The 20,415-nt window shown below is 62.0% G+C and carries 21 protein-coding genes and 1 pseudogene; 9 read left to right on the top strand and 13 right to left on the bottom strand.

Translation table 11 applies throughout. The annotated features are described in order from the left end of the window. Positions 1-200: 200 nt before the first annotated feature. The 4 genes from arsJ to ACRARG_RS12190 form a co-directional block, all read right to left on the bottom strand. Positions 201-1,466, bottom strand: a complete 1,266-nt coding sequence (gene arsJ / locus ACRARG_RS12205; RefSeq protein WP_432690283.1) for an organoarsenical effux MFS transporter ArsJ — start codon at positions 1,464-1,466, stop codon at positions 201-203. Next, positions 1,463-2,461: an ArsJ-associated glyceraldehyde-3-phosphate dehydrogenase gene (locus ACRARG_RS12200; protein ID WP_432690282.1), complete on the bottom strand. Its 999-nt coding sequence runs from the start codon at positions 2,459-2,461 to the stop codon at positions 1,463-1,465. The genes arsJ and ACRARG_RS12200 overlap by 4 nt, the downstream gene beginning before the upstream one ends. Continuing rightward, positions 2,458-3,291 carry an arsenate reductase/protein-tyrosine-phosphatase family protein gene (locus tag ACRARG_RS12195; protein ID WP_432690281.1) on the bottom strand — a complete coding sequence of 278 codons (834 nt, stop codon included), beginning with the start codon at positions 3,289-3,291 and terminating at the stop codon, positions 2,458-2,460. Before ACRARG_RS12195 ends, ACRARG_RS12200 begins: the two co-directional genes overlap by 4 nt. A gap of 544 nt (positions 3,292-3,835) precedes the next feature. Then, the gene (locus ACRARG_RS12190) at positions 3,836-4,435 is read right to left on the bottom strand and encodes a TetR/AcrR family transcriptional regulator (protein ID WP_432690280.1); all 600 of its coding nucleotides are present in this window, start codon (positions 4,433-4,435) and stop codon (positions 3,836-3,838) included. Positions 4,436-4,576: 141 nt separating this feature from the next. Between ACRARG_RS12190 and ACRARG_RS12185 the strand changes: the two genes are divergently transcribed. After that, on the top strand, positions 4,577-5,140 hold the full coding sequence (locus ACRARG_RS12185) for a carboxymuconolactone decarboxylase family protein (protein WP_432690279.1): 564 nt from the start codon (positions 4,577-4,579) through the stop codon (positions 5,138-5,140). A gap of 68 nt (positions 5,141-5,208) precedes the next feature. Continuing rightward, positions 5,209-6,369 carry an MFS transporter gene (locus ACRARG_RS12180; protein WP_432690278.1) on the top strand — a complete coding sequence of 387 codons (1,161 nt, stop codon included), beginning with the start codon at positions 5,209-5,211 and terminating at the stop codon, positions 6,367-6,369. 166 nt (positions 6,370-6,535) lie between these two features. On the opposite strand, the gene ACRARG_RS12175 is transcribed toward ACRARG_RS12180, so the two are convergent. Continuing rightward, positions 6,536-7,033 carry a lactoylglutathione lyase family protein gene (locus tag ACRARG_RS12175; RefSeq protein WP_432690277.1) on the bottom strand — a complete coding sequence of 166 codons (498 nt, stop codon included), beginning with the start codon at positions 7,031-7,033 and terminating at the stop codon, positions 6,536-6,538. Positions 7,034-7,136: 103 nt separating this feature from the next. On the opposite strand from ACRARG_RS12175, the gene ACRARG_RS12170 reads away from it, so the two are divergent. Next, positions 7,137-8,027, top strand: coding sequence for a LysR family transcriptional regulator (locus ACRARG_RS12170; protein WP_432690276.1), 891 nt, complete (start codon positions 7,137-7,139; stop codon positions 8,025-8,027). Between the two features lie 217 nt (positions 8,028-8,244). On the opposite strand, the pseudogene ACRARG_RS12165 reads toward ACRARG_RS12170, so the two are convergent. From ACRARG_RS12165 to arsB, 5 genes and pseudogenes are all read right to left on the bottom strand, one after another. After that, positions 8,245-8,661: pseudogene (locus ACRARG_RS12165) on the bottom strand (cation:proton antiporter); the annotation flags it as partial. 47 nt (positions 8,662-8,708) lie between these two features. Further along, positions 8,709-9,986 carry an MFS transporter gene (locus ACRARG_RS12160; protein WP_432690275.1) on the bottom strand — a complete coding sequence of 426 codons (1,278 nt, stop codon included), beginning with the start codon at positions 9,984-9,986 and terminating at the stop codon, positions 8,709-8,711. Beyond that, positions 9,986-10,699, bottom strand: coding sequence for an arsenical resistance protein ArsH (arsH, locus tag ACRARG_RS12155; protein ID WP_432690274.1), 714 nt, complete (start codon positions 10,697-10,699; stop codon positions 9,986-9,988). Before arsH ends, ACRARG_RS12160 begins: the two co-directional genes overlap by 1 nt. Continuing rightward, the gene (locus tag ACRARG_RS12150) at positions 10,696-11,112 is read right to left on the bottom strand and encodes an arsenate reductase family protein (RefSeq protein ID WP_432690273.1); all 417 of its coding nucleotides are present in this window, start codon (positions 11,110-11,112) and stop codon (positions 10,696-10,698) included. The genes arsH and ACRARG_RS12150 overlap by 4 nt, the downstream gene beginning before the upstream one ends. 3 nt (positions 11,113-11,115) lie before the next feature. Then, positions 11,116-12,162: an ACR3 family arsenite efflux transporter gene (gene arsB / locus ACRARG_RS12145; RefSeq protein ID WP_432690272.1), complete on the bottom strand. Its 1,047-nt coding sequence runs from the start codon at positions 12,160-12,162 to the stop codon at positions 11,116-11,118. A 114-nt stretch (positions 12,163-12,276) separates the two neighbouring features. Here arsB and ACRARG_RS12140 point away from each other — a divergent pair, with 114 nt between their 5' ends. Then, entirely contained in the window at positions 12,277-12,597 is a 321-nt protein-coding gene (locus tag ACRARG_RS12140; protein WP_432690271.1) for an ArsR/SmtB family transcription factor, read from the top strand. A gap of 240 nt (positions 12,598-12,837) precedes the next feature. Here the strand turns inward: ACRARG_RS12140 and ACRARG_RS12135 are convergent, their stop codons facing one another. Further along, positions 12,838-13,872, bottom strand: a complete 1,035-nt coding sequence (locus tag ACRARG_RS12135; RefSeq protein WP_432690270.1) for a zinc-dependent alcohol dehydrogenase family protein — start codon at positions 13,870-13,872, stop codon at positions 12,838-12,840. A 140-nt stretch (positions 13,873-14,012) separates the two neighbouring features. Here ACRARG_RS12135 and ACRARG_RS12130 point away from each other — a divergent pair, with 140 nt between their 5' ends. Next, a complete protein-coding gene (locus ACRARG_RS12130; protein ID WP_432690269.1) occupies positions 14,013-14,483 on the top strand; it encodes an Lrp/AsnC family transcriptional regulator in 471 nt (156 codons plus the stop codon). A gap of 225 nt (positions 14,484-14,708) precedes the next feature. On the opposite strand, the gene ACRARG_RS12125 is transcribed toward ACRARG_RS12130, so the two are convergent. Together ACRARG_RS12125 and ACRARG_RS12120 are read right to left on the bottom strand one after the other, a co-directional pair. Continuing rightward, a complete protein-coding gene (locus ACRARG_RS12125; protein ID WP_432690268.1) occupies positions 14,709-15,410 on the bottom strand; it encodes a glutathione S-transferase family protein in 702 nt (233 codons plus the stop codon). Then, positions 15,397-16,005, bottom strand: coding sequence for an NAD(P)H-dependent oxidoreductase (locus tag ACRARG_RS12120; protein ID WP_432690267.1), 609 nt, complete (start codon positions 16,003-16,005; stop codon positions 15,397-15,399). Before ACRARG_RS12120 ends, ACRARG_RS12125 begins: the two co-directional genes overlap by 14 nt. A 130-nt stretch (positions 16,006-16,135) precedes the next feature. On the opposite strand from ACRARG_RS12120, the gene ACRARG_RS12115 reads away from it, so the two are divergent. From ACRARG_RS12115 to ACRARG_RS12100, 4 genes are all read left to right on the top strand, one after another. Then, complete coding sequence (locus tag ACRARG_RS12115; protein ID WP_222268575.1) at positions 16,136-16,513, top strand: winged helix-turn-helix transcriptional regulator; 378 nt, start codon at positions 16,136-16,138, stop codon at positions 16,511-16,513. Between the two features lie 513 nt (positions 16,514-17,026). After that, positions 17,027-17,317 carry a hypothetical protein gene (locus ACRARG_RS12110; protein ID WP_432690266.1) on the top strand — a complete coding sequence of 97 codons (291 nt, stop codon included), beginning with the start codon at positions 17,027-17,029 and terminating at the stop codon, positions 17,315-17,317. 8 nt (positions 17,318-17,325) lie between these two features. After that, positions 17,326-19,101 (top strand): type I secretion system permease/ATPase, encoded by a 1,776-nt coding sequence (locus ACRARG_RS12105; RefSeq protein ID WP_432690265.1) that lies wholly within the window; start codon positions 17,326-17,328, stop codon positions 19,099-19,101. After that, positions 19,101-20,405, top strand: coding sequence for an HlyD family type I secretion periplasmic adaptor subunit (locus tag ACRARG_RS12100; RefSeq protein ID WP_432690264.1), 1,305 nt, complete (start codon positions 19,101-19,103; stop codon positions 20,403-20,405). Before ACRARG_RS12105 ends, ACRARG_RS12100 begins: the two co-directional genes overlap by 1 nt. Positions 20,406-20,415: the final 10 nt, after the last annotated feature.

Below are 20,415 nucleotides of genomic sequence, written 5' to 3'. Positions count from 1 at the left end.
GAGGCACAACCCTGTAGCCGTTGCATGTCCAAGTCGAGGATATAGCCGAGGCGTGTCGGTCCTGGCGTCAGATGGACTGCACCTCTGCTTCAGCCAGCAGCCGTTTTCTGCCTATAGCGGCCAGGGTGCGCCTTGACCAATCAGGACACCACCAATCATCGCGAGCCCAACCCAGACGGTCAGGTAGCGCTCGAAAATACTCATGCAGTCACCTCGTTCGTCTGATCGGTCAGGCGCGCCGAGGTCAGGGCAGCGAGGACAACCATGACCGCCGCTGTGCCCATGACGAGGGTCAACCCGCCGATCTGGTAAGTCAGGCCGGATAGGAGTGTGCCCATCAGACGACCGCCCGCATTGGCCATGTAGTAAAAGCCCACGTCCATCGTGACCCGCTCGGATTTCGAGAAGGCGAGGATCAGGTAGGAGTGGAGCGAAGAATTTACGGCAAACAGCGCGCCGAAGGCCAGCAGGCCCACCACGAGCGTTACCGTCAGCCAGGACTGCGGCGCAGGCGAAAGCGCCACGGCCACCGTCAGTGCGGCCGGCACGGTGAAGAGCGCGAAGGCCCAGCTGCGGGCGGCGCGGATCAGCTCGCCCTCCGGTCGGTTCGCTGCACGCAGGATCTTCGGCGCGCTGGCCTGCACCATACCGTAGAGGATGATCCAGACCGCCATGAACGTCCCGATCAGGAAGAACGCGGCACGGTTGCCCGCCTCCGTCCCGTCCGAGAGCACCGCATAGAAATAGATCGGGATGCCCACGACGAACCAGACGTCACGCGCCCCGAATAGGAAGACCCGCGCCGCCGACAGCCAGTTGACGTTGGCCGATTTCGAGAAGACTTCGGAGAACTTGGCGCCCTTCTTCCCCTTCGGAAGGCCCGACGGCATGAAAAGCACCACCGCCAGAAGGATCACCCCCAGCACGATCGCCATCGCCAGCACGGCCCAGTCAAAGCCCAGGCCCGCCAGCAGCGCTGCGCCAAGCAAGAAGCCGACGCCTTTCACAGCGTTTTTCGATCCGGTCAGCACGGCGACCCAACGGAAGAGCCCTCCGCCTGTGGACGGAGCCAGCAGCTTGACCGCCGATTTCGACGACATCTTTGCAAGGTCCTTTGCCACCCCGGAGAGGCCCTGCACGCACATCACGAAGGCCACCGAGACTGCGATGCTCCAGCCTGGATCAAGCTGCGCCAGAGCCAGGAGGGCCACTACCTGTAGTCCGAGCCCAGCGTAGAGCGTGCAGGTCAGGCCGAACCGGAGCGCGATCCAGCCAGCGGCGAGGTTGGTGATCATCCCCGCCACTTCGTAAAGGACGAAGAGGTAGGCCAGCTGCACCGGGCTGAAACCGAGTGTGTGGAAGTGGAGAAGCACCAGCATCCGCAGTGCCCCGTCCGTCAGCATGAAGGCCCAATAGGCCGCCGTCACGGCGATGTAGGCCGACAGGCCTTCGGGCCGGCCAGTCACAATGAAGCCCCGACCATCAACGCCACTTCCACCAAACGGCAAGCATATCCCCATTCGTTGTCATACCAGGCGTAGACCTTCAGCTGAGTGCCATTGACCACCATGGTCGACGGCGCGTCGATGATCGAGGACCGCGGGTCGTTGGTGTAATCGGTCGAGACAAGGGGACGCGTCTCGTAGCCGAGGACGCCTTTCAGCGGGCCATTGGCCGCAGCCTCGAAGGCGGCGTTGACCTCTTCCACGGTAGTTGTGCGGTCCAGCTCGAACACGCAGTCGGTTAGGGACGCGTTCAACAGCGGCACCCGCACGGCATGCCCATTCAGGCGGCCTTTGAGTTCGGGATAGATCAGCGTGATCGCGGTCGCGGACCCGGTGGTCGTCGGGATCAGCGAGTTCAGGGCTGACCGCGCGCGACGCAGGTCCTTGGCCGGGCGGTCGACGATCGTCTGCGTGTTGGTCACGTCGTGGATTGTCGTCATGGACCCATGCTTGATCCCGAAGGTTTCGTGCACGACCTTCACTACTGGCGCGAGGCAGTTCGTGGTGCAAGAGGCGGCGGTGACGATGCGGTGCTGCGCGGGGTCGTAGGTGTCGTGGTTCACACCCATCACGATATTGGCCGTCGGGCCGTCCTTGACGGGGGCCGAGACGACGACCTTCTTCACGCCGGCCTCGAAATACGGAGCCAGCTTGGCTTTGGTCTTGAAGACGCCGGTGCAGTCGATCACCACGTCGACCCCCTCCAGCGGCAGATCGGTCAGCGATTTGGTTCCGATAAAGGGGATCCGCGTGCCGTCGATGGTGACGCTGTCGGCGTCATGGGAAAACTCTGCCGGCCAACGCCCGTGGACGGTGTCGAACTCCAGCAGGTGCGCGTGCATCTCGGGATCGCCAACCGCATCGTTGATCCATGCGATCTTTGCGCCGCTTTCCAGCAGGGGACGGAGGGCGAGCTTGCCCATGCGGCCAAGGCCGTTCAGTGCGTAGGTGGTCATGCGAGTGCCTCGGGTTTGGTGCGGCCAATGTCATCGACGGCCTGCTGAATAGCTGCACGGCTCAGTGAGTCCGGATGGAGTGCCGTGAACAGGTCGATCCGGTGCTTCAGGGCGCCGTAGGCATGCTGGAAAGCCAGCGCCTTCTGCGCGTCCGTGCCCTCGGCCTTGACCGGATCGGGCATGCCCCAGTGGCCGGTCACGGGCTGACCTTCCCACGCGGGGCACTCTTCGTTCGCAGCCTGATCACAGACCGTGAAAACGAAGTCAAAATGCGGCGCGTTCGACCCGGAGAACTCCGTTACATCCTTGGACCGCAACACTGAAATATCGTGGCCTTTATCTTTCAGGACCTGAACCGCGAACGGATTCAGCTGTGTGCCGGGACGCGTGCCGGCAGAGAACGCGTTGAACCGATCACCTGCGGATTTTCGCAGGATCGACTCCGCAAAGATGGATCGTGCAGAGTTCCCGACGCAGATGAAGAGAACGTTGTATTTGCGGTCAGTCATGGGAGGAGTTCCTGTGCTGAGGGGCAGGCAGACGTCTGGGCGCCCGCGACAGCATTCGCTGAATAGGTATCCGAACAGCCGTTGCACCGCGGTTATATTGATGGAGTAGAGAAGAGATGTGCCCGATCGCTGCTGTTCCACGAGATGCTCCCGCGTCAGTGCGGACAGGTAGGTGGACATCGTGCTGGGCTTGATGCCGAGCGTCGTCGCCAATTCACCCGCTGGCACGCGGTCCGGATAGCGACGCATGAGCAACCGGAACACGGCCAGCCGCTGCGGGTGACCCAGAGTGGAGAGCTGATCGGGAACTTCTTTTTCCATATTTCATGCAATAATGAAATAGCTACTTGGGCCCAAGTGAAGATTTTGTAACGGCGGAGATAGCATCGCCGCACCAGGAGAAACCTAAACCCAGAACCGGCAATTCGACGCTTTTCCAGCAAGCGCCATTTCCTCGGATATGACCGTCCGGCGGCAGAAACGAGAGGGCTCTCGAGGCAAGGTCAGGCAATTCGCAGACCCGTTGCAAGTCGCACTGGCCTCGCAGAAGGCGATTTGATCGCAATGGCTTCCCCCCTGCCAGACTGTCCAAGAAACGTCCGAGATGGTCACGCTTCGAAGACTGCGAAGTCGTCGGGGCTCCGATCAACGAAGTCTGGGAGGCGCTCATGGCGCACACCCGTTTCGGATCGAATACTGGTGCTTTTGCGAAGAGTGGATGCAAAGCCGGGCAGAGTGGCGTCAAAGAACACTTTGTCGCCTACTTCCCAAGAACGGTTGCTTGCCAGCTCGCGCAAGAAGTCAACTCAGGAGGTAAGTTCCGAAGCGAACAGACGCACTCTTCCGACGCCATATCAGGAGGAGATCAATTGGCAGGTGCCAAGACGCTTCCGATCTCGGTTACAAGGTCGCTGCACAGCAATCGCATCCGTTCTGGATCGGTTTCCCGCTGTGCCTGCACTTTCAACCCGAAGATGTAGGTCTGAATCCGCCGCGCCAGCCTCTCCGGTTCAACACTTGGGTCAATTTCACCAACATCTCGCGCTCTGCGCAGGGCATCGGTGATGATACTTTCGATCCGATCCAGGTGCCCAATGATGAAACTACGCATGTCCGTGTCTTGTGGAAGCTCGAGCAGGGACTTGACCAACATACAGGCCGTGGACGGTCGGTCAGAGGGCGAAAGCTCAGCAAGGTTGATCAAGTGTTGGCGCATTGCTTCCACCGGGGTGGGACTACTTGCAATCAGGGTGCGCAGGTCTGCCGTCATCCTATTCGAGTAGCGGTCTATTGTCTGGCGAAACAAGGCTTCTTTGCTATGGAAAGCCGCATAGATGGACCCCGGACGCATTGCGAGAGCGGCCTCGAGATCTTTCATCGAAGTCGCATGATACCCCTTCGTCCAGAAGAGCTGCATCGCTGCTTCGAGCGCTTGATCACGGTCGTATGTCGCGGTTCTCGCCATGGGCCGAGCTTAAAGGGAACGCAACGGCAAGGGTAGCCCGTTCACGAAATTGTTGAGTGATTACTCAAGAACATTGTTGAGCGATCGCTCAATTTCATGCAGGTTCCGCCCGATGACCTTCGCAATGGAAAGGATTGAAGGATGACCAAGTTCGAGCGTCTGGACGAGACGACGGCACCCGCGGCCTCGCTGCCTCTGATCGAGAAGTCGAAAGCCGCCTTCGGGCGCCTGCCCGGTCTTCATGCTGTGATGGCCGGTGCGCCTGCGCTCCTCGATGGCTATCAAGTGCTGCACCGTCTTTTCGCGGAAGAGACCTCTTTCGATGCGGACGAAAAGACGGTGGTCTGGCAAACGATCAACGTCGCGCACGAATGCCACTATTGCGTGCCCGCCCACACTGGCATCGCAAAGGCGATGCAGGTGGATGATGCCATCAGCAACGCGTTGCGCGACGAGACCCCGTTGCCATCCGATAAGCTTGAGGCGCTGCGGAGCTTCACTCTGGCCATGCTGAACAGCCGCGGCCGTCCGACGGATGAAGAGCTGGAGGCCTTTCTGGCCGCCGGCTACGAGCAACGTCATGTGCTCGAGATCATTCTCGGCCTCGCGCAAAAGGTGATGAGCAACTACACAAACCACATTGCCGACACGCCGGTCGACCCGGTAATGCAGAAATTCGCCTGGACCCCGAAGGCTCAGCGCTAACCGTATGCCGGCGGTCTCCGCGCCGCCGGCACCTTTACGCGGAAGGCTCCGCAATGGGCGCCACATCAATGACACGCAGTCTTGCCTTACTATTGTTGGCCGAATTCTGCGCAATGTCTCTGTGGTTCGTGTCCTCTGCGGTCCTGCCGACCCTGGTGCGTGACGGAGATCTCGGGCCCTTGCAGACAGGTCTGCTTTCAATGGCCGTGCAGGTGGGCTTCGTTTGCGGCGCGCTGGCGCTTTCTATCCATGGAACGGCAGACCGGTTCGACCCTCGGCGGGTGTTTTCCATCAGCGCGCTTGTCGCGTCTGCCGCCAACCTGATGCTCACGGTGACCGAGCCGGGTAGCGTGGCCCAGGTCCTGTCGCGCTTTGGCACCGGCCTATGTCTGGCGGGCGTCTATCCCGTCGGGATGAAAATCGCGATCGGATGGACGGTGCAAAGGCGCGGCATGGTTATCGGAGCGTTGATCTCGGCCTTGGCTTTCGGCTCGGCCGCACCGCATGGGCTGGCGCTTTTCGGGGACGCAGATCTGCATCTGACGGTCGGTCTTGCCAGCGCGATGGGGGCTCTCGGCGGCGTCCTGATCCTCGGCGCCGGCTTGGGTCCGCACCATACCCGGTCGCCTGCCTTTCACCCCAAGGCTCTGTTTCTGATGTGGCGGCTGCGCGCTGTGCGATTGGCAACACTGGGATATCTTGCGCACATGTGGGAGCTTTACGCCTTCTGGGCATGGATCGGCAGTGCGCTGATCGTTTCATTTCAGGAGCGGGGACTGGCAGATCCCGAGCCCGCGGCCCGGTTGATCACCTTTTTGGCAATCGCGGCGGGGGCCGCGCTGTGTATCCCCGTCGGCGCTCTTGCGGATCGTGTTGGCAAGACCAAGGTGGCGGGCGGTGTCCTGGCGCTCAGCGGCACCTTGGCGCTTGCTTCGTCGCTGAGCTTCGCCGGGCCGATCTGGCTGACAACCGTTTTGGTGATTGCTTGGGGGATGGCGGTGCTACCCGACAGCGCATTGTTCTCGGCACTTGTTGCCGACGCAGCGCCTTCGCAACACACAGGCAGCCTGATCACCTTGCAAACCGCACTTGGCTTTCTGTTGACGGCCTTCACAATTCAGGTAGCGCCAATGCTTGCAGGGGCCCATGGTTGGCCGCTGACCCTTGCGCTATTCGGCTTAGGCCCTCTTCTGGGGGTGGAGGTGATGCGCCGATTGGCTCGGGGATAGTCCCCGAACCAAGGGGCTTCCATAACCATACTCCAGCGGCAACTGGACACCGGACATCACCGGCCATTGCCTTACTGGCTTGGGGCCTGCCGAAGTTCGACTGGCCTTGCTGCACCCGGTTTCGGCTCGTTCCAACCCCATGCCTGCAAGGGACCGGCACGACGGATCATTTGTAGGCCCCGGCCGAATAGGTCAGATCGTAACTGTGGCTGTAGAGCTCAAACACGATGCCGAACGGGTCCTCTACATAGACCATCCGGTAGGGCTTGATGCCGGGGAAATACTCACGCACTGGCATCCGTTGCCGCCCCCCGGCTTTCACGATGCGTTGGGCCAGACCTTCAACGTCCGGGTCCTGCACCGCGAAGTGGAAAGTGCCATGGCGCTTGTGCTCGAGCTTGTCCTCGGGCGCGTAATTGCCGGGAAACTCAAAGAGCTCGATTCCGATGCCGTCGGCGGTCGACAGGTGCGCGATCCTGAGCGAGCCCCACCCCGGGCCGAACACATCCGTGCACATGACGCCGATGGCGCTGTCGTCCTCCACGGCCTCGGAGGCCTCCATCACGACGTAGAAGCCGAGCACTTCGGAATAAAATTTCACGGCAGCGTCGAGGTCCGGAACGGACACGCCGATGTGGGAAAAGGTGCGTGGTGTCGGGGTCATCTCGTATCTCCATTCTCGGTGAGGTCACGCCGATATGGACGACCGAACCCGTTCTGTGAAATTATGAATAGAGATAAAAATCCAAACATAGTGTTATCATCCGATGCTGAACGCCACCTGGCTCGACACCTTCACCACTCTTTGCAAAACCGGGCATTTCACCCAGACCGCAGAGCGTCTGAACATGACCCAACCGGGCGTAAGCCAGCATCTCAGAAAACTCGAGCAGCAGGTCGGACAGGGACTGATCAGTCGGCAGGGCAAGAGCTTTACGCTCACCCCGGCGGGGGAAGCCGTCTTTGAGCTCGGTCTGTCGCGCCGCGCCGAGGAGAAGCGCCTGCGCGACGCCATCGAGGCAGACGACCGGAACGCCGGGCCGGTTCACATCGCGTGCTCGGGCAGCTTTGCGATGCTGCTCTACCCGAATTTGTTTCCGTGGATGCATGCCGCGCCCGACCTGAGCATCCATCTCAAGGCGATGCCACAGGCAGAGATCCTGACAGGGCTGCTGGAAGGATGCTTCGACCTCGGCGTGCTGGGGGCGGACCCGGACCACGCGCGGCTGGAGGCCACACACATCGGACGCGAGGAGCTGTGCCTCGTCCTGCCGGCTGACGCAGGCGATATGCCCGTGTCATTCTCTGATCTCGAAGCTCGTGGCCTCATCGCACATCCCGACGGATACAGCTATGCCGACGACTTGTTGCGGCTGAATTTCCCGGACGACTATCCTGGTGCCGACCGGCTGAGCGTGCGGGGTTCGGTCAACCAGATTGGTCAGATCCCAGCCCCTGTCGCCAAGGGGGTGGGCTACACGCTCCTCCCGCGAAGTGGCGTTGAAGCGTTCACCGACAAGGCCAGCCTGTCCGTCGTTCAGCTTCCGAAACGCCGTTGGCACGAATTATGGCTCGTCAAACGCCGCGGTCGCCAGCTGTCGGCGCGGGTGCGTTTCGCGCGGGATGTGATCATAGAAGCGGCTGGTCAACTTCGGTGAGCACACTGTCACCCGGTTGACTTCAAAGGCCAACGCGAAAGGCGGGCACCCCGCGTCCGGCGGTGTAGACCCCGCAGAATATTCGCTTCGTTAATCAGCATGGGGTTCCAGCGGAGTCGCGGAAAACTTTTTCAACTCAGCCCCACCTGACCGGCTCTCGGCGCAGAGCTGGTATCGAAGTGATGCCAAGCAGCAGAGCGCTTCGGGCTGGGCAGAGTCACGGCAGCATATCTGCCGGATCGATTCCGCGCTTGTCGGAACTGGCACGAACGGCCGCGCGAAGGGTCTCGCTCCGCTTCAGCAGACGTCTGAAGCGGTCCTCTTCAAGAACAAGCAGCGTTGTCGGTGCAATGAAAAAAACACTTTTGGCAGGGGTCGCCTTGCGAAGAAGCATCTCGCCACCAGCGGCGTAGCGTGTTGCAAGCGCCCGCCCCAGGCTCTTCATGTCACCATCATCGAGATCGGCGAAGAGCGGGAACTGTCGGACGAAAGCTTCCCGCTGGACCGCGACGTCCAGACGAGGACGTTCCTCGGCCGTCACCCGGCGCGTCGCCAGATTCTGCATGAGCGCCGTATGGACCTCGCTGCCGATCAGGCCGTCTTCACGCATGGCCACATACTCTCGCTCCTCTATAGCCGACCTTCAGACCGGTTCCGCCGAAATTCTTGTGGCGCGTTTGCTCAAATGTCTCGTTGTCGCCCCCGTAGGATCAGCAGCGCCAGCGCGGCGAGCGCAAGTGCCGACAATCCAAGCGCCACGACCAAAGCGAGGTCGTAGCCGGAGAGGCGCCAAAGCAAGGCGGCCGCCTGAGGGGCGATGGCTCCGGCGATCAGGAACGGCACCGCCATGGACCCTGCGATCATGCCAAAACTGCGACGGCCGAGAACCTCTGCCATCACAACCGGCTTCAGGATGCTGATGACGCCAAAGCTTGCCCCGAAAAGTAGCGCAAAGGCAAAGCCAGCTTGCGGCATGGCAGGCACTATGAACAACAAAACGGCGATTGCGCATGTCACACCGACAAAAGACATCGCTGCCACCGTCACGCCTGTCACCCGGTGCCCCGCAGCCATCATCGCAAGACGGCCTGCGACCTGCATCGGTCCAAATAGCGAGGCCGCCAGCACCGCCTGTCCAAGGGTGAGCCCGCGATCGGTCAGGATCGGCATGACATGGGTTATGATCATCCCATAGGCGAGGCCGATCAGCGAAAATGCCAGCAGGATCAGCCAGAATTCCGGCCGGGCACGTGCGGCAACAAAGGCGGCGCGGTCACCTGCTTTGCGCTCAGTCGACTGCTCGTCCTCAGGGCAGCATTCCAGCATCGTGGCCCCGGCGAACATGGCCGGCACCCCGACCAAGGCCACCGCCCCGGCAAAGCACAGCACCGCTCCGCGCCAGCCCAGGGCCTCTGCCAAGAAGGCCCCCGCCGGATAGGCAAGGGTCGAGGCAAAGCCCGCCACAAGGGTGATCCGCGTGATGCCTCTGCGCGCACGATCATGGGCGGTGCGGGTCACGAAAGCAAAGCAGGGTTCATAAAGGCACAGCCCCTCGGCCACGCCAAGACCCAGCCACGCGAGGAAAAAGACCGGGTAGCTTTGTGACCCGGCCAACAGCAGCAGCGACAGTGTGCCGACAGCCAGCCCGCCAGTCAGCAACCAGCGGCCCCGGCCCGCGTCGATCATGCGACCGGCAAAGGGCGACACCACTGCCGCCGTCAGCGTGGCACACATGAGCGCGAACGCCAGCCAGCTCTTCCCGTAAGGCAAGGCCTGCTCCCAAGCCAGAAGCAGCGCCGCAAAGATATAGAAGAACGCGCCGTATCCGACGGTCTGAGCCATGCCCAGCAGCCAGAACGCCAACCTTTCCGCCCGTTCAGGTTGGGCCTGGGAAAAACGATGCGGGTCCAACCCCAATACCGCCAGAGCCCGGTCGATCCCTGCCGCCAATCCGGTCATCACACGGCCTTGGCCTGATTGACCCGGGCCGAGAGCGTTGCGTGGTCCTCAACCCGTTCGGAATAGCGATCCACCAGATGGTCGCGGATGTCGCGGGTCATCAGGGTGAATTTCACCAGTTCCTCCATTACGTCGACAATGCGGTTGTAATAAGGGGAAGGCTTCATGCGACCGTGGTCATCGAACTCATCCCAGGCCTTGGCGATTGAGGACTGGTTGGGAATGGTCAAAAGCCGCATCCAGCGGCCGAGGATGCGCAGTTGGTTGACCGTGTTGAACGACTGCGAGCCGCCGCACACCTGCATGACCGCCAGCGTCTTGCCTTGCGTCGGCCGCACACCGCCAAGCGACAGCGGGATCCAGTCGATCTGGCTTTTCATTATGCCCGTCATCGCGCCATGTCGTTCGGGCGACGACCAGACCATGCCTTCGCACCACGTCACCAGGTCACGCAGTTCGGCCACCTTGGGGTGATCGGCGGGGGCGCCGTCGGGCATGGGCAGGTCGCGAGGATCGAAGATCTTCACGTCGGCGCCGAACCGGGTGAGGATACGCGCCGCTTCCTCAGCCGCGAAGCGTGAGAAGCTGCGGTCGCGGAGGGAGCCATAAAGGATCAGGATGCGTGGGGCGTGGGTGCTGCGCTTCATGTTTAAGAGTGCGTCCGCGTCGATCGGCACGAAAGCGGCATCGGTGATCTGGGGTGTATCGCTCATGGGCGGGCACCGGTTTCGTCAATCACCAACTGGCCATCTTCCTTGTATAGCGGGCCGGGTGGCAGTCGGTCGAGCAGGTCGAAAACGGCCTCAGAGGGGCGGCACAAGCGCACGCCTTTGGGCGTGCAGACGATGGGCCGGTTCACCAGAATCGGATGTTCCAGCATCTCGTTCAGGATCCTCTCGTCAGAAACGTCGTCTGCCAGAAGCCCCATATTTTGCGCCGGGGATTTCGTTTCGCGCAACGCCCTGCGTGGGGTCAGATCGGCGGCGGCAAACAGCGACAGAAGCTGCGGACGGGTCCAGCCTTCGGCCAGGTAGTCGATGACGACCGGTTCCACCCCGGCGGCGCGAATAAAGGCCAGTACATTGCGCGAGGTGCCGCAGTCGGGATTGTGATGAATGACGATCATGGCTTAGGCTCCATCTGCAACTTCCGGAAACCGCGCCCGGGTGCGATTAGCGAAAGCGACCAGCGACAACATCACCGGCACTTCGACCAGCACCCCCACCACCGTGGCCAGTGCCGCACCGGAATTCAGGCCGAAAAGGCTGATCGCTACGGCCACCGCCAGCTCGAAGAAGTTCGAGGTGCCGATCATGGCGCAGGGTGCGGCGATCCGGTGCGGCACCTTCAGCAGGTAGGCCGCGCCGTAGGCCAGGGCGAAAATCCCGTAACTCTGAATCAGGATCGGCACCGCGATCAGCGCGATGATGCCCGGGCGCGACAGGATTGTGTCGCCTTGCAAGCCGAAGAGGATGGCGACCGTGGCGATCAGCCCGATCATCGACAACGGCTTGATCCGCGCGGTAAAGGCACCGATGGCGGCCTCGGATCCCAACGCGCGACGGGTGATCAGGCCCGCAACGAGCGGCAGAACCACGTAAAGCACCGTCGCGAGGACCAGCGTGCCCCACGGCACCACGATCTCGGTCACGCCAAGCAGCAGCGCAACGATGGGCGCGAAGGCCACCACCATGATCAGGTCGTTCACCGACACCTGCACCAGTGTGTAAGTCGCATCGCCCCGGGTCAGCTGGCTCCAGACAAACACCATCGCGGTGCAGGGCGCGGCCCCCAGCAGGATCAACCCGGCGATATACTGAGCCGCATCCTCGGGCGCGATCCAGGGCGCGAAGATATATTCAAAGAACAGCACCGCCAAAAAGGCCATGGTGAAAGGCTTGATCAGCCAGTTTACGACAAGCGTCACCAGCAACCCCTTCGGCTGCCGTGCCACCCCGGCAACTGCGCCGAAATCGACGCTGACCATCATCGGGTAGACCATCGCCCAGATCAGCACGGCTACGACAAGATTGATCGACGCCACCTCGGCCGCGGCAATGGCATCGACCAACTCCGGCGTCACGGTGCCGATGGCGATACCGGCCACCATGGCGATGGCCACCCAAAGGGTCAGAAGGCGTTCAAAGCGGCCCATCGGGGCGGCAGTGTCGGACATGGTCTAACTCCAGTCTGTCATCAATCTGTCATTTCGCGTATTTACGAAGTGAGTGATGGGTAGGTCAGCACAGGCTGGCTTGTCAATACGCTTCATTTCGCGTAATGACGAAATATGGACCAGCCTTCCGCCATTGACGCTTTCAGCGCCCTCGCCCATGACACTCGGCTCGAGATCTTTCGGCTGCTGGTGCAGCGCGGGCCCGAAGGAACACCGGCGATGGAAGTGGGGCGGCTGCTGAACATCAAGCCATCAACCCTGTCGGGGCACCTGGCCACGCTGAAACGCGCCGGTTTGGTCAGCACCGAACGCCACCACCGCGAGATCCAGTATGCCCCGCGGCTTGATGCGGTGAACGGGCTTGTGCGCTTTCTGCTGAAGGATTGCTGCGGCGGCAATGAAAGTGCCTGCGCGGGCATCGGCCTGCTGCGCTAAAGTCGATGCCGAGGGTGCGCGGCACACCGACCTGCCCCCTGAAACGTCTGCGGTTTGAGGTTATCATGTTCTCCATTCGAGGAGAAAAATGATGCGGAAAAACCGTGTCAGTGAAGCGCAGATCATTGGCAACCTAAAGGAGCACCAACCCGTGCCAGAGCCATGTTCTGGGCGATCCACTCGCAGACGATGGTCACGGCTGATGGATGTAAGTTCTCCACGGCCAAAACGGTTCAAGGCTCAGAAGCTCGTGATCACGGTCGCGCCAACGGACTGGAACTTATCCATGTTCATCAGCGCTTCCGGCGCGGCGTCGATGCCGATCTTGTCGCCGACCAGCCGGGCCGGGTTAAGCTTGCCGCTCTCGACCATATCGAGCATCGCGCCATAGCGGTGCGCCTGCATCCCGTGGGAGCCAAGCAACTCGATTTCCTGCCCCACGATCTTCGGCATCGGCACCGCAGGGGCGGCGTGGTCGCCCAGCATGAGGCCGACCTGAATATGTTTGCCCCGAGGGCGGAGGCACAGGATCGAATTGGTCATTGTGGCGGGGTGCCCAAGCGCATCAAGCGAGACATGCGCGCCACCCTTGGTGATTTCCTTGATCGCTTCGACCACGTCACCCTTGCCATCAATGGCCGCAACTGCGCCAAGTTCCTTGGCCAGCGCCAGTTTCGCCGGGTCGAGGTCGACGCCGATCACGTTTGCCCCCGCCGCACTGGCAATCATCACCGCAGACAGACCGACGCCGCCGCAGCCATGCACGGCAACCCACTGTCCCGCGCTCACCTTGCCCTGGTCGATCACGGCCCGGAACGACGTGGCAAACCGACACCCCAGACTTGCGGCCGTGGCAAAATCCATGGTCTCGGGCAAGGCGACCACGTTCAGGTCGGCCTGATGGATCGGCACGTATTCCGCGAAGCTGCCCCAATGGGTGAAACCGGGTTGTTCCTGGTGCAGGCACACCTGCTGATGACCTGCATGACATTCGCTGCACGACCCGCAGCCACAGATAAACGGCACGGTGACCCGATCGCCGACCTTCCAGTTCTTCACATCCTTGCCGACGGCCTCGACCACACCGGCCAGTTCATGGCCGGGGATGTGCGGCAGGTCGATGTCGCTGTCGTGCCCCATCCAGCCGTGCCAATCGCTGCGGCAGACGCCGGTGGCTTCGACCTTGAGCACCACACCATGCGGCTCGGGTGTTGGGTCCGCGACAGTCACGACTTTCGGGACTTCTTGGAATTTCTCGAACAGGACAGCTTTCATGGCAGGATCTTTCGATTGTGAGGTCTGTTTGAGACCAAGCTACCGACCGGAGAGGAAATTACCTTGCTATTCTGCCCCTTCAGGCGATTATTTGGGGCAGAACCCCCTACGCTTGAAAAGATGATGAGAGGACTCTTCCCATGTCAGGCATCGACACAGTCAACGCTCAGATTCTCGAACTGCTTCAAAGCGACGGGCGAATGACCAACGCCAAACTGGCCGAGCACTTGAACATGAGCGAAACACCGTGCTGGCGGCGGCTCAAGAAACTGGAAGAAATGGGCATCATCGAGGGCTACCAAGCTCAGCTCAATCGGCGAAAGCTGGGGCTCGGGGTCATGGCCTTCGTTCAATTGAGCTGCTCGGAACACGATCAGACGGCCACAGCCGAATTCCAACGTATTATCGAGGTGACCCCCAACATCCTCGCCTGCCACAACACCACCGGCGCGGACGATTTCCTGTTGATCGTGGTCGCCCGCGATCTGGACGACTACAGCGCCTTTGTCGACAGCACATTACGACGCTTGCCTGGCGTGACCAGTATTCGGTCCAACCTGTCGCTGAAAGAGATGAAGGCATCGAGCAAACTGCCTGTGCGTGAGGTGTGACGCCGAGCAACTCCCCGCGGCCGAAGCTGTCGCTTGCCCAAGGACGCAGCGAATGGTTGCTGTCCGGCGTAACGACCAAGTTCGCTCCCGGCCCTTTCCCGACATTCAAATACAGCCTGGATGCCGCATCGCAGCACCTTCAAGCGGACATTGATCCGAGCCGATACTATTTCAGAACATGTAACGCGCTGGCCGGACCAACCCCGGAGACAGCGCGTCAGGTGTTTAGCGGAACCTGGCTGCGTTCTCCGCGGCCGCTGCATCCGTGTCGCCCTGACCGAAAGCAGACGGTCGCGGCTCTGGCAGTTGCAGGGCCTCCTGAACCCGCGGCATGGCGTCGATGCGGTCGAACCACGCTTGAAGGTTCAGCAATCCGTCGACGCTCACAGTCGCCCAGAAGTAGCTGCGCGCCCAAGGGTAAGTCGCAATATCCGCAATGGACATCGCATCTCCTACCAGCCACTTGCGCCCTGCGAGCCGCGTATCCAGCACCTCCAACAGGCGGCGGCTTTCGGTCACGTAGCGATGAATGGCGTAGGGCACCTCATCGCCATTCGGCTTGGCGATCCGCTGGAAGAACATCGCCTGGCCCATCATCGGGCCGATCCCACCCATCTGGAACATCAGCCATTGCAGCGTTTCCGAGCGCTCCTTGGGGTTGTGGCTGAGGAACCGGTCGTATTTCTCGGCGAGATACCACAGGATCGCGCCGCTCTCGAATACTGCGAAATCATCCGCGCCGCGATCCACGATGGTCGGAATACGCCCGTTTGGATTCAGGAGCATGTAATCGGGCGCTTTCTGCTCCTTCTTCCCGAAATCGATCGGCACCAGCTCGTAGTCGATCTGTGCCTCGTGCAGGAAGATCAAGGGCTTCCAGCCGTTCATGGTGTTCGCGGTGTAGAGGACGATATCAGGCCGCGTCATTGGCAACCTCCCCGAAGGTCATGGCAAGATGGGCGTCGAACCGGGCGAGGTCGGAGGCCACGTCGGGGTTCTTCATCACGTCGAAGGCCCCGAAGGTCGGCAGCGGCGTCATGCCAAAGAACCTGGCGTTCAGATGGACCGGGCGGAGGAGATCATCCAGAGACATGCCCTCGAAGAACGGCTCAGCCGGGTCGCCGAAGGCTTCAGCCGGGGCGTTCAGGGTGGCCGAGATCATGTAACGCGTGCCTGCCAGCTTGCCGCCCATGCCGTAATTCGCTTTCGGTGCGGCGGCGCTTCGGCCGTCGCCATTGCTGAGCTGCCCGCCCATACCTACTGTGTAGACCTCATCCATGTATTTCTTGAATGACCACGGCACGCCCATCCAGTTTACCGGGAATTGCAGAAGGACCACATCCGCCCAGAGATGGGTCTCAACCTCGTCCTGAACTTTGTAACCGGTCGCGACCGTGCTCAGGCGGACCTCGTGCCCCTGTGCCTCAAATGTAGTCTTGGCGCGCTCCGCCAGCGTTTCGTTGAGTTTACCGGGGGCAAATTCGTAAGGCTGCGCGCCGTTCAGGATGTGGATCTTGCTCATATCGTCTCTTCCGTTGCTGTGCCCGCTTGACTTCGGCGGGGTCCGGGATGAGATGACCTTGGCGGGAAGCAAAAGCAACCAGTATACTTTTAGTAACCTAAACCTAAATGGATCAGCGGAGTGCAAAACGATGGATGCAAAGATCGAAGTAGACGGTGCAGGTCGACGGAGCGCGGCCAATGCCTGCACCGAGCCCTGCGCTATCGAGCGCGGGATGCGGATCATCGGAGGGAAATGGACCGGCTCCATCCTCTGGCACGTCAAGGATGGGCCGGTGCGGTTCAACGACCTCGCCCGGATGATCGGCGGCGCATCGAAGAAGATGATCACGGAACGCTTACGGCAACTCGAAGACCAAGGGCTGGTCAGGCGTGAGGTATGTGAAACCGCCCCGATCACCGTGGTTTACGAAATAACTGATTTCGGGCGCACAGCCTTGGGTTTCCTGGATGAACTGCGCAAGTGGAGTGAGGGCCTGCCGAAGGCTTTGACTGCTGAAAAGAGATAGCCTGTCGAGAACGCGACCGGCTCACAGCTGACGTTCCGCAGGGCAGGAACCAGGACCTCACATCCGTCAAAGCAGCCATTCCGATATTTCAGTCTTGCAAGCCAATCGAAGTGATGCACCCGCCTCTACCGAGCCGTCGAGGGTAATCTCCAAGAATAGACCCGCTCGGCCCGGCAGGCACTCGCGCCCTATCCTCTTTCGGGAGAATTCCCGAGCAATGTTCCGCTCGTGCTGCCATCGAGCCGTCGCCTGATGAGCAGGGGCGAAAAATCTTGACCATGTCGAATGCAGGATTTGCAGGGTGTCAGGCTCTCCTACGGGTCAACCGTCAGAAAGTTTCAGCGCCATTCCGCCTCCTGCTCAAAATTATCGTGACCGGCAAATGCTGGAACTTGTTGGCTTTTTCGCCTCTTCTCCTTGCAACGTCGATCATGATGACCGGCGCTGCCCCGGCTCGGACCGAGATCGGCCGACCGGGGCGAAACCAGAAACTCGATATGAAAGGACACCGCAATGTCCATCCTCAGCGAACTTCTTGGCGACTCTTCCTCCACCTCCTTCGAGAGCTCCTCGGACAGCTCGATGACCGAAATCGGCGCGAACCCGGGCGCAAGCTTCGGGGCGACCGACATATTGTCGTTTTCCTCGATGGATGACGGCGGCGACGAGGCCACCTCGTTCACTGGCATCGGCGGCATCGGCTTCGGCGTCGGCGCTCCGGTGATGATCGGCACGAGCTCCATGAGTGAGTCCGCCAGCGCGTCGGACAGCGACAGCGACGGCCTCCTCGGCGGTCTGTTCTAAGCTGCCGGATGGCGGGGGCCTTCGGGTCCCCGCCGTTTCTTTTCCTCCAAGGTATTTTCGATAACCCGCCCGATGCCGAGCTTCGGCCCGAGAGCCGCAACGAGATCAAGGACGCGCTGCGCCATGAGCGCGTGGGCTTCGCCTTTGCGGGTCTGTTCAGCGGGGCGATCAACCTGCTTTATCTCAGTTCGCCGCTCTACCTCATGCAGATCTACAACCGCGTGCTGGTCAGCGAGAGCGTCACCACCCTACTCCTGCTTACCCTGATCCTGCTGGTCGCGCTCGCGACTATGGGGTTCCTCGACGCCATGCGGGCGCAGGTGCTGGTCCGCTGCGGCCTGCGGCCGGACGCGGCGCTGTCGACGCGGGTGTTCAGCGCGCTGATCCAACGGTCGGCGCAGCAGGGCTTCTCCAAAGGCGCAAGGCAGCTTCAGCGGCTTGACCAGTTCCGGACCTTCATCACCGGGCCGGGGGTGCATTTCGCCTTCGACCTGCCGTGGATCCCGGTCTACCTGATCCTCCTTTTCCTAATAGCACCGCTGCTTGGCGTCATCGCCACCTTCGGCGCTTTGGCCTTGCTGGGGCTGGCGCTTCTGAACGAGCGACTGACCCGGCCATCGCTCTCGGCAAGCGAGCACGCTGCCAACCGCGCCTTCGGCTTTTCCGAAAACATCTTGCGCCATTCCGACGTGGTCGTCGCCATGGGGATGCGCCCCGCCATCGAGACGCACTGGCGTGGCGATCGCGACCGGATGCTGGTCACACAGGCCATCGCCTCGGATCGGAACGCGGTCGTTTCGGCCACCATCCGCTTTGCCCGGCTGCTGTTGCAGGCCATGATGCTGGGGACGGGCGCCTGGCTGGTGATTGACGGGCAGATCATGCCCGCGACGATCTTTGCCTCGTCCATCATTCTTGGCCGCGCTCTGGTGCCGGTAGAACAGGGCGTCGGCACCTGGCGCCAGTTCAGCGAGGCACGCAGCGGCTATCGCGAGGTAAGCGCGCTGCTTGACGAGGTCCCGGCCGAGACCGACCGCACCATCGTCCCGGCTGCCGCCAACACCCTGACGGCCGAGGCGGTCAGCTTTACCTTGCCGGGCCAGACCAAGCCCATCCTGCGCGAGGTGACCTTCGAGATCACGCCCGGAGAGGCCATCGGCATCGTCGGCCCCTCTGGTTCCGGCAAGAGCACACTGGCCCGGCTGTTGATCGGGGCGATCGACCCCGGTGACGGTCGGTTGCGCTATGGTGGAATGGATTACGGCAAATGGGACCGGACCGAACTGGGCCGTCAGATCGGCTACCTGCCGCAGGACGTGGGCCTGTTCGCCGGAACCGTCCGCGCCAACATCGCGCGCTTTGGTGACGCAGAGGTCGATGACGTGATTGCCGCCGCAAAAGCCGCCGGGATACACGACTTGATCATGGACCTGCCCAAGCATTACGACACGGTTCTCGGCCCCGGCGGCGTTGGCCTCTCGGGCGGGCAACGCCAGCGGCTGGGCCTTGCGCGGGCGCTTCTGGGCCATCCGCAACTGCTGGTGCTGGACGAGCCGAATGCCAATCTCGACGACCGTGGCGAGGCGGGGCTGCGCGATGCTCTGGCTGCGCTCAAGGCCAGGGGCACGACCATCCTGCTGATCACGCACCGGATGAACGTGCTGGAAGTCGCGGACCGGCTATTCTTTGTCCGCGACGGGCGTCTTGAGGCTCAGGGCAAGCCGGATGCCGTGCTTGAGCATATCAAGCAGACTGTTGTGCCGCAGATGCAGGGGGCCGCATGATGACCGACGCCACCACGGCCCGCATCGCCTATTCCGAGCCGCGCGGCCCGATCCGGATCGGGGTCGCTGTCCTTGCCCTGTTCGTAGCCGGGCTGGTCGGGTGGAGCGTTTTCGTGCCGCTGTCCGATGCCGCCGTCGCACGCGGCAGCCTCGCCGTGGAGGGCCGCTCGCAGGCCGTGCAGCATCCCTTTGGCGGCGTGATCGCCGATCTTGCCGTCGAAGATGGAGATACGGTCGAGAGGGGCGACGTTCTGATGACCTTGTCGGACACGCAGGCCCGCGCACAGCGGGACGTGTTGCTGACGAAACGCGAGGCACTGAGGGCACAGATGGCCCGACTGGTCGCTGAACGGGACGGGCTGGACGCGCCGGACTACCCGGAAGCCGCGGCCGCGGCCTCCACTGCTGCAACCGAGGCCCGCGCCACCCAGACTGCCCTCCTGGCCTCGCGCCGGGAACAGCAGCGATCGGCCGTCACGGTGATCGAGCGGCGCATCGACCAGTTGCGCCAGCAGATCGCAGGGGCAGAAGCGGAAGTCGAAGGCCTGACCTCTCAGGTCGAATTGACAGAGGACCAGCTGGCCGATGCGACGACTCTGCTCGACAAGGGGCTGGCGCGGCGGCCGCAGGTGCTGGACCTTGAACGGCAGGTCTCGACGTTGAAGGCGAGCCTCGCCGCAAAGCGATCCGAGGCGGCCGCTGCCGCGCAGTCCGTGGCTGAAGCCCGTGCAGAGATCGCGCGGCTCGACCGGGATCGGCAGGCTGCGATCTCGCAGGAGATCGAGACCGCGCAGGCCGAACTGGCCGCCGTCGCCCCACAGATCGATGCCGCTGCGGACCAGCTCGCAAGAATGCAGGTCCGTGCGCCCGCGACGGGCCGCGTCGTCGGGCTGTCGGTATTCACAGAAGGCGGCGTGATCGAACCCGGAGCGACGCTGATGCAGATTGTGCCATCCCACACCCCCTTCGTAGTGCAGGGCCAGTTGGCACTCACCGACCTGCATGACATCCGCGAGGGCCAGCCCGCCCGGCTGGAATTGCTGGCCTTCCCGCGCAGCGACCGGCCCGAGCTGCACGGCACGGTCGACACGATCTCGGCCGACGCCTTCACCGACGAGCGGACGGGCCGCAGTTACTATGCCGTGACCATCCGCCCGGACCCGGAGGAGGTCACCACGCTCGGTGTCGATCTTCAGTCGGGAATGCCGGTGGAGATCATCATTGACACCCGCGCCCGCACGCTGATCGCCTACCTGACCTCGCCACTGCTCGACCAGATAGACACGGCGTTCCGGGAAGATTGAAAGGAGCCGA

Source organism: Pseudooceanicola profundi (genome assembly GCF_050897955.1).
Lineage (GTDB): Bacteria > Pseudomonadota > Alphaproteobacteria > Rhodobacterales > Rhodobacteraceae > Pseudooceanicola.
The sequence above is the reverse complement of the archived record's forward strand: the minus strand, read 5'-3'. Positions and strand labels throughout refer to the sequence as shown.

Coding starts and splice junctions, on each gene's coding strand:
- ACRARG_RS12200 (WP_432690282.1), bottom strand. CDS start 2,461: ATGACCACCTACGCACTGAACGGCCTTGGCCGCATGGGCAAGCTCGCC.
- ACRARG_RS12195 (WP_432690281.1), bottom strand. CDS start 3,291: ATGGAAAAAGAAGTTCCCGATCAGCTCTCCACTCTGGGTCACCCGCAG.
- ACRARG_RS12190 (WP_432690280.1), bottom strand. CDS start 4,435: ATGGCGAGAACCGCGACATACGACCGTGATCAAGCGCTCGAAGCAGCG.
- ACRARG_RS12185 (WP_432690279.1), top strand. CDS start 4,577: ATGACCAAGTTCGAGCGTCTGGACGAGACGACGGCACCCGCGGCCTCG.
- ACRARG_RS12180 (WP_432690278.1), top strand. CDS start 5,209: ATGACACGCAGTCTTGCCTTACTATTGTTGGCCGAATTCTGCGCAATG.
- ACRARG_RS12175 (WP_432690277.1), bottom strand. CDS start 7,033: ATGACCCCGACACCACGCACCTTTTCCCACATCGGCGTGTCCGTTCCG.
- ACRARG_RS12170 (WP_432690276.1), top strand. CDS start 7,137: ATGCTGAACGCCACCTGGCTCGACACCTTCACCACTCTTTGCAAAACC.
- ACRARG_RS12160 (WP_432690275.1), bottom strand. CDS start 9,986: ATGACCGGATTGGCGGCAGGGATCGACCGGGCTCTGGCGGTATTGGGG.
- arsH (WP_432690274.1), bottom strand. CDS start 10,699: ATGAGCGATACACCCCAGATCACCGATGCCGCTTTCGTGCCGATCGAC.
- ACRARG_RS12150 (WP_432690273.1), bottom strand. CDS start 11,112: ATGATCGTCATTCATCACAATCCCGACTGCGGCACCTCGCGCAATGTA.
- arsB (WP_432690272.1), bottom strand. CDS start 12,162: ATGTCCGACACTGCCGCCCCGATGGGCCGCTTTGAACGCCTTCTGACC.
- ACRARG_RS12140 (WP_432690271.1), top strand. CDS start 12,277: ATGGACCAGCCTTCCGCCATTGACGCTTTCAGCGCCCTCGCCCATGAC.
- ACRARG_RS12135 (WP_432690270.1), bottom strand. CDS start 13,872: ATGAAAGCTGTCCTGTTCGAGAAATTCCAAGAAGTCCCGAAAGTCGTG.
- ACRARG_RS12130 (WP_432690269.1), top strand. CDS start 14,013: ATGTCAGGCATCGACACAGTCAACGCTCAGATTCTCGAACTGCTTCAA.
- ACRARG_RS12125 (WP_432690268.1), bottom strand. CDS start 15,410: ATGACGCGGCCTGATATCGTCCTCTACACCGCGAACACCATGAACGGC.
- ACRARG_RS12120 (WP_432690267.1), bottom strand. CDS start 16,005: ATGAGCAAGATCCACATCCTGAACGGCGCGCAGCCTTACGAATTTGCC.
- ACRARG_RS12115 (WP_222268575.1), top strand. CDS start 16,136: ATGGATGCAAAGATCGAAGTAGACGGTGCAGGTCGACGGAGCGCGGCC.
- ACRARG_RS12110 (WP_432690266.1), top strand. CDS start 17,027: ATGTCCATCCTCAGCGAACTTCTTGGCGACTCTTCCTCCACCTCCTTC.
- ACRARG_RS12105 (WP_432690265.1), top strand. CDS start 17,326: ATGGCGGGGGCCTTCGGGTCCCCGCCGTTTCTTTTCCTCCAAGGTATT.
- ACRARG_RS12100 (WP_432690264.1), top strand. CDS start 19,101: ATGACCGACGCCACCACGGCCCGCATCGCCTATTCCGAGCCGCGCGGC.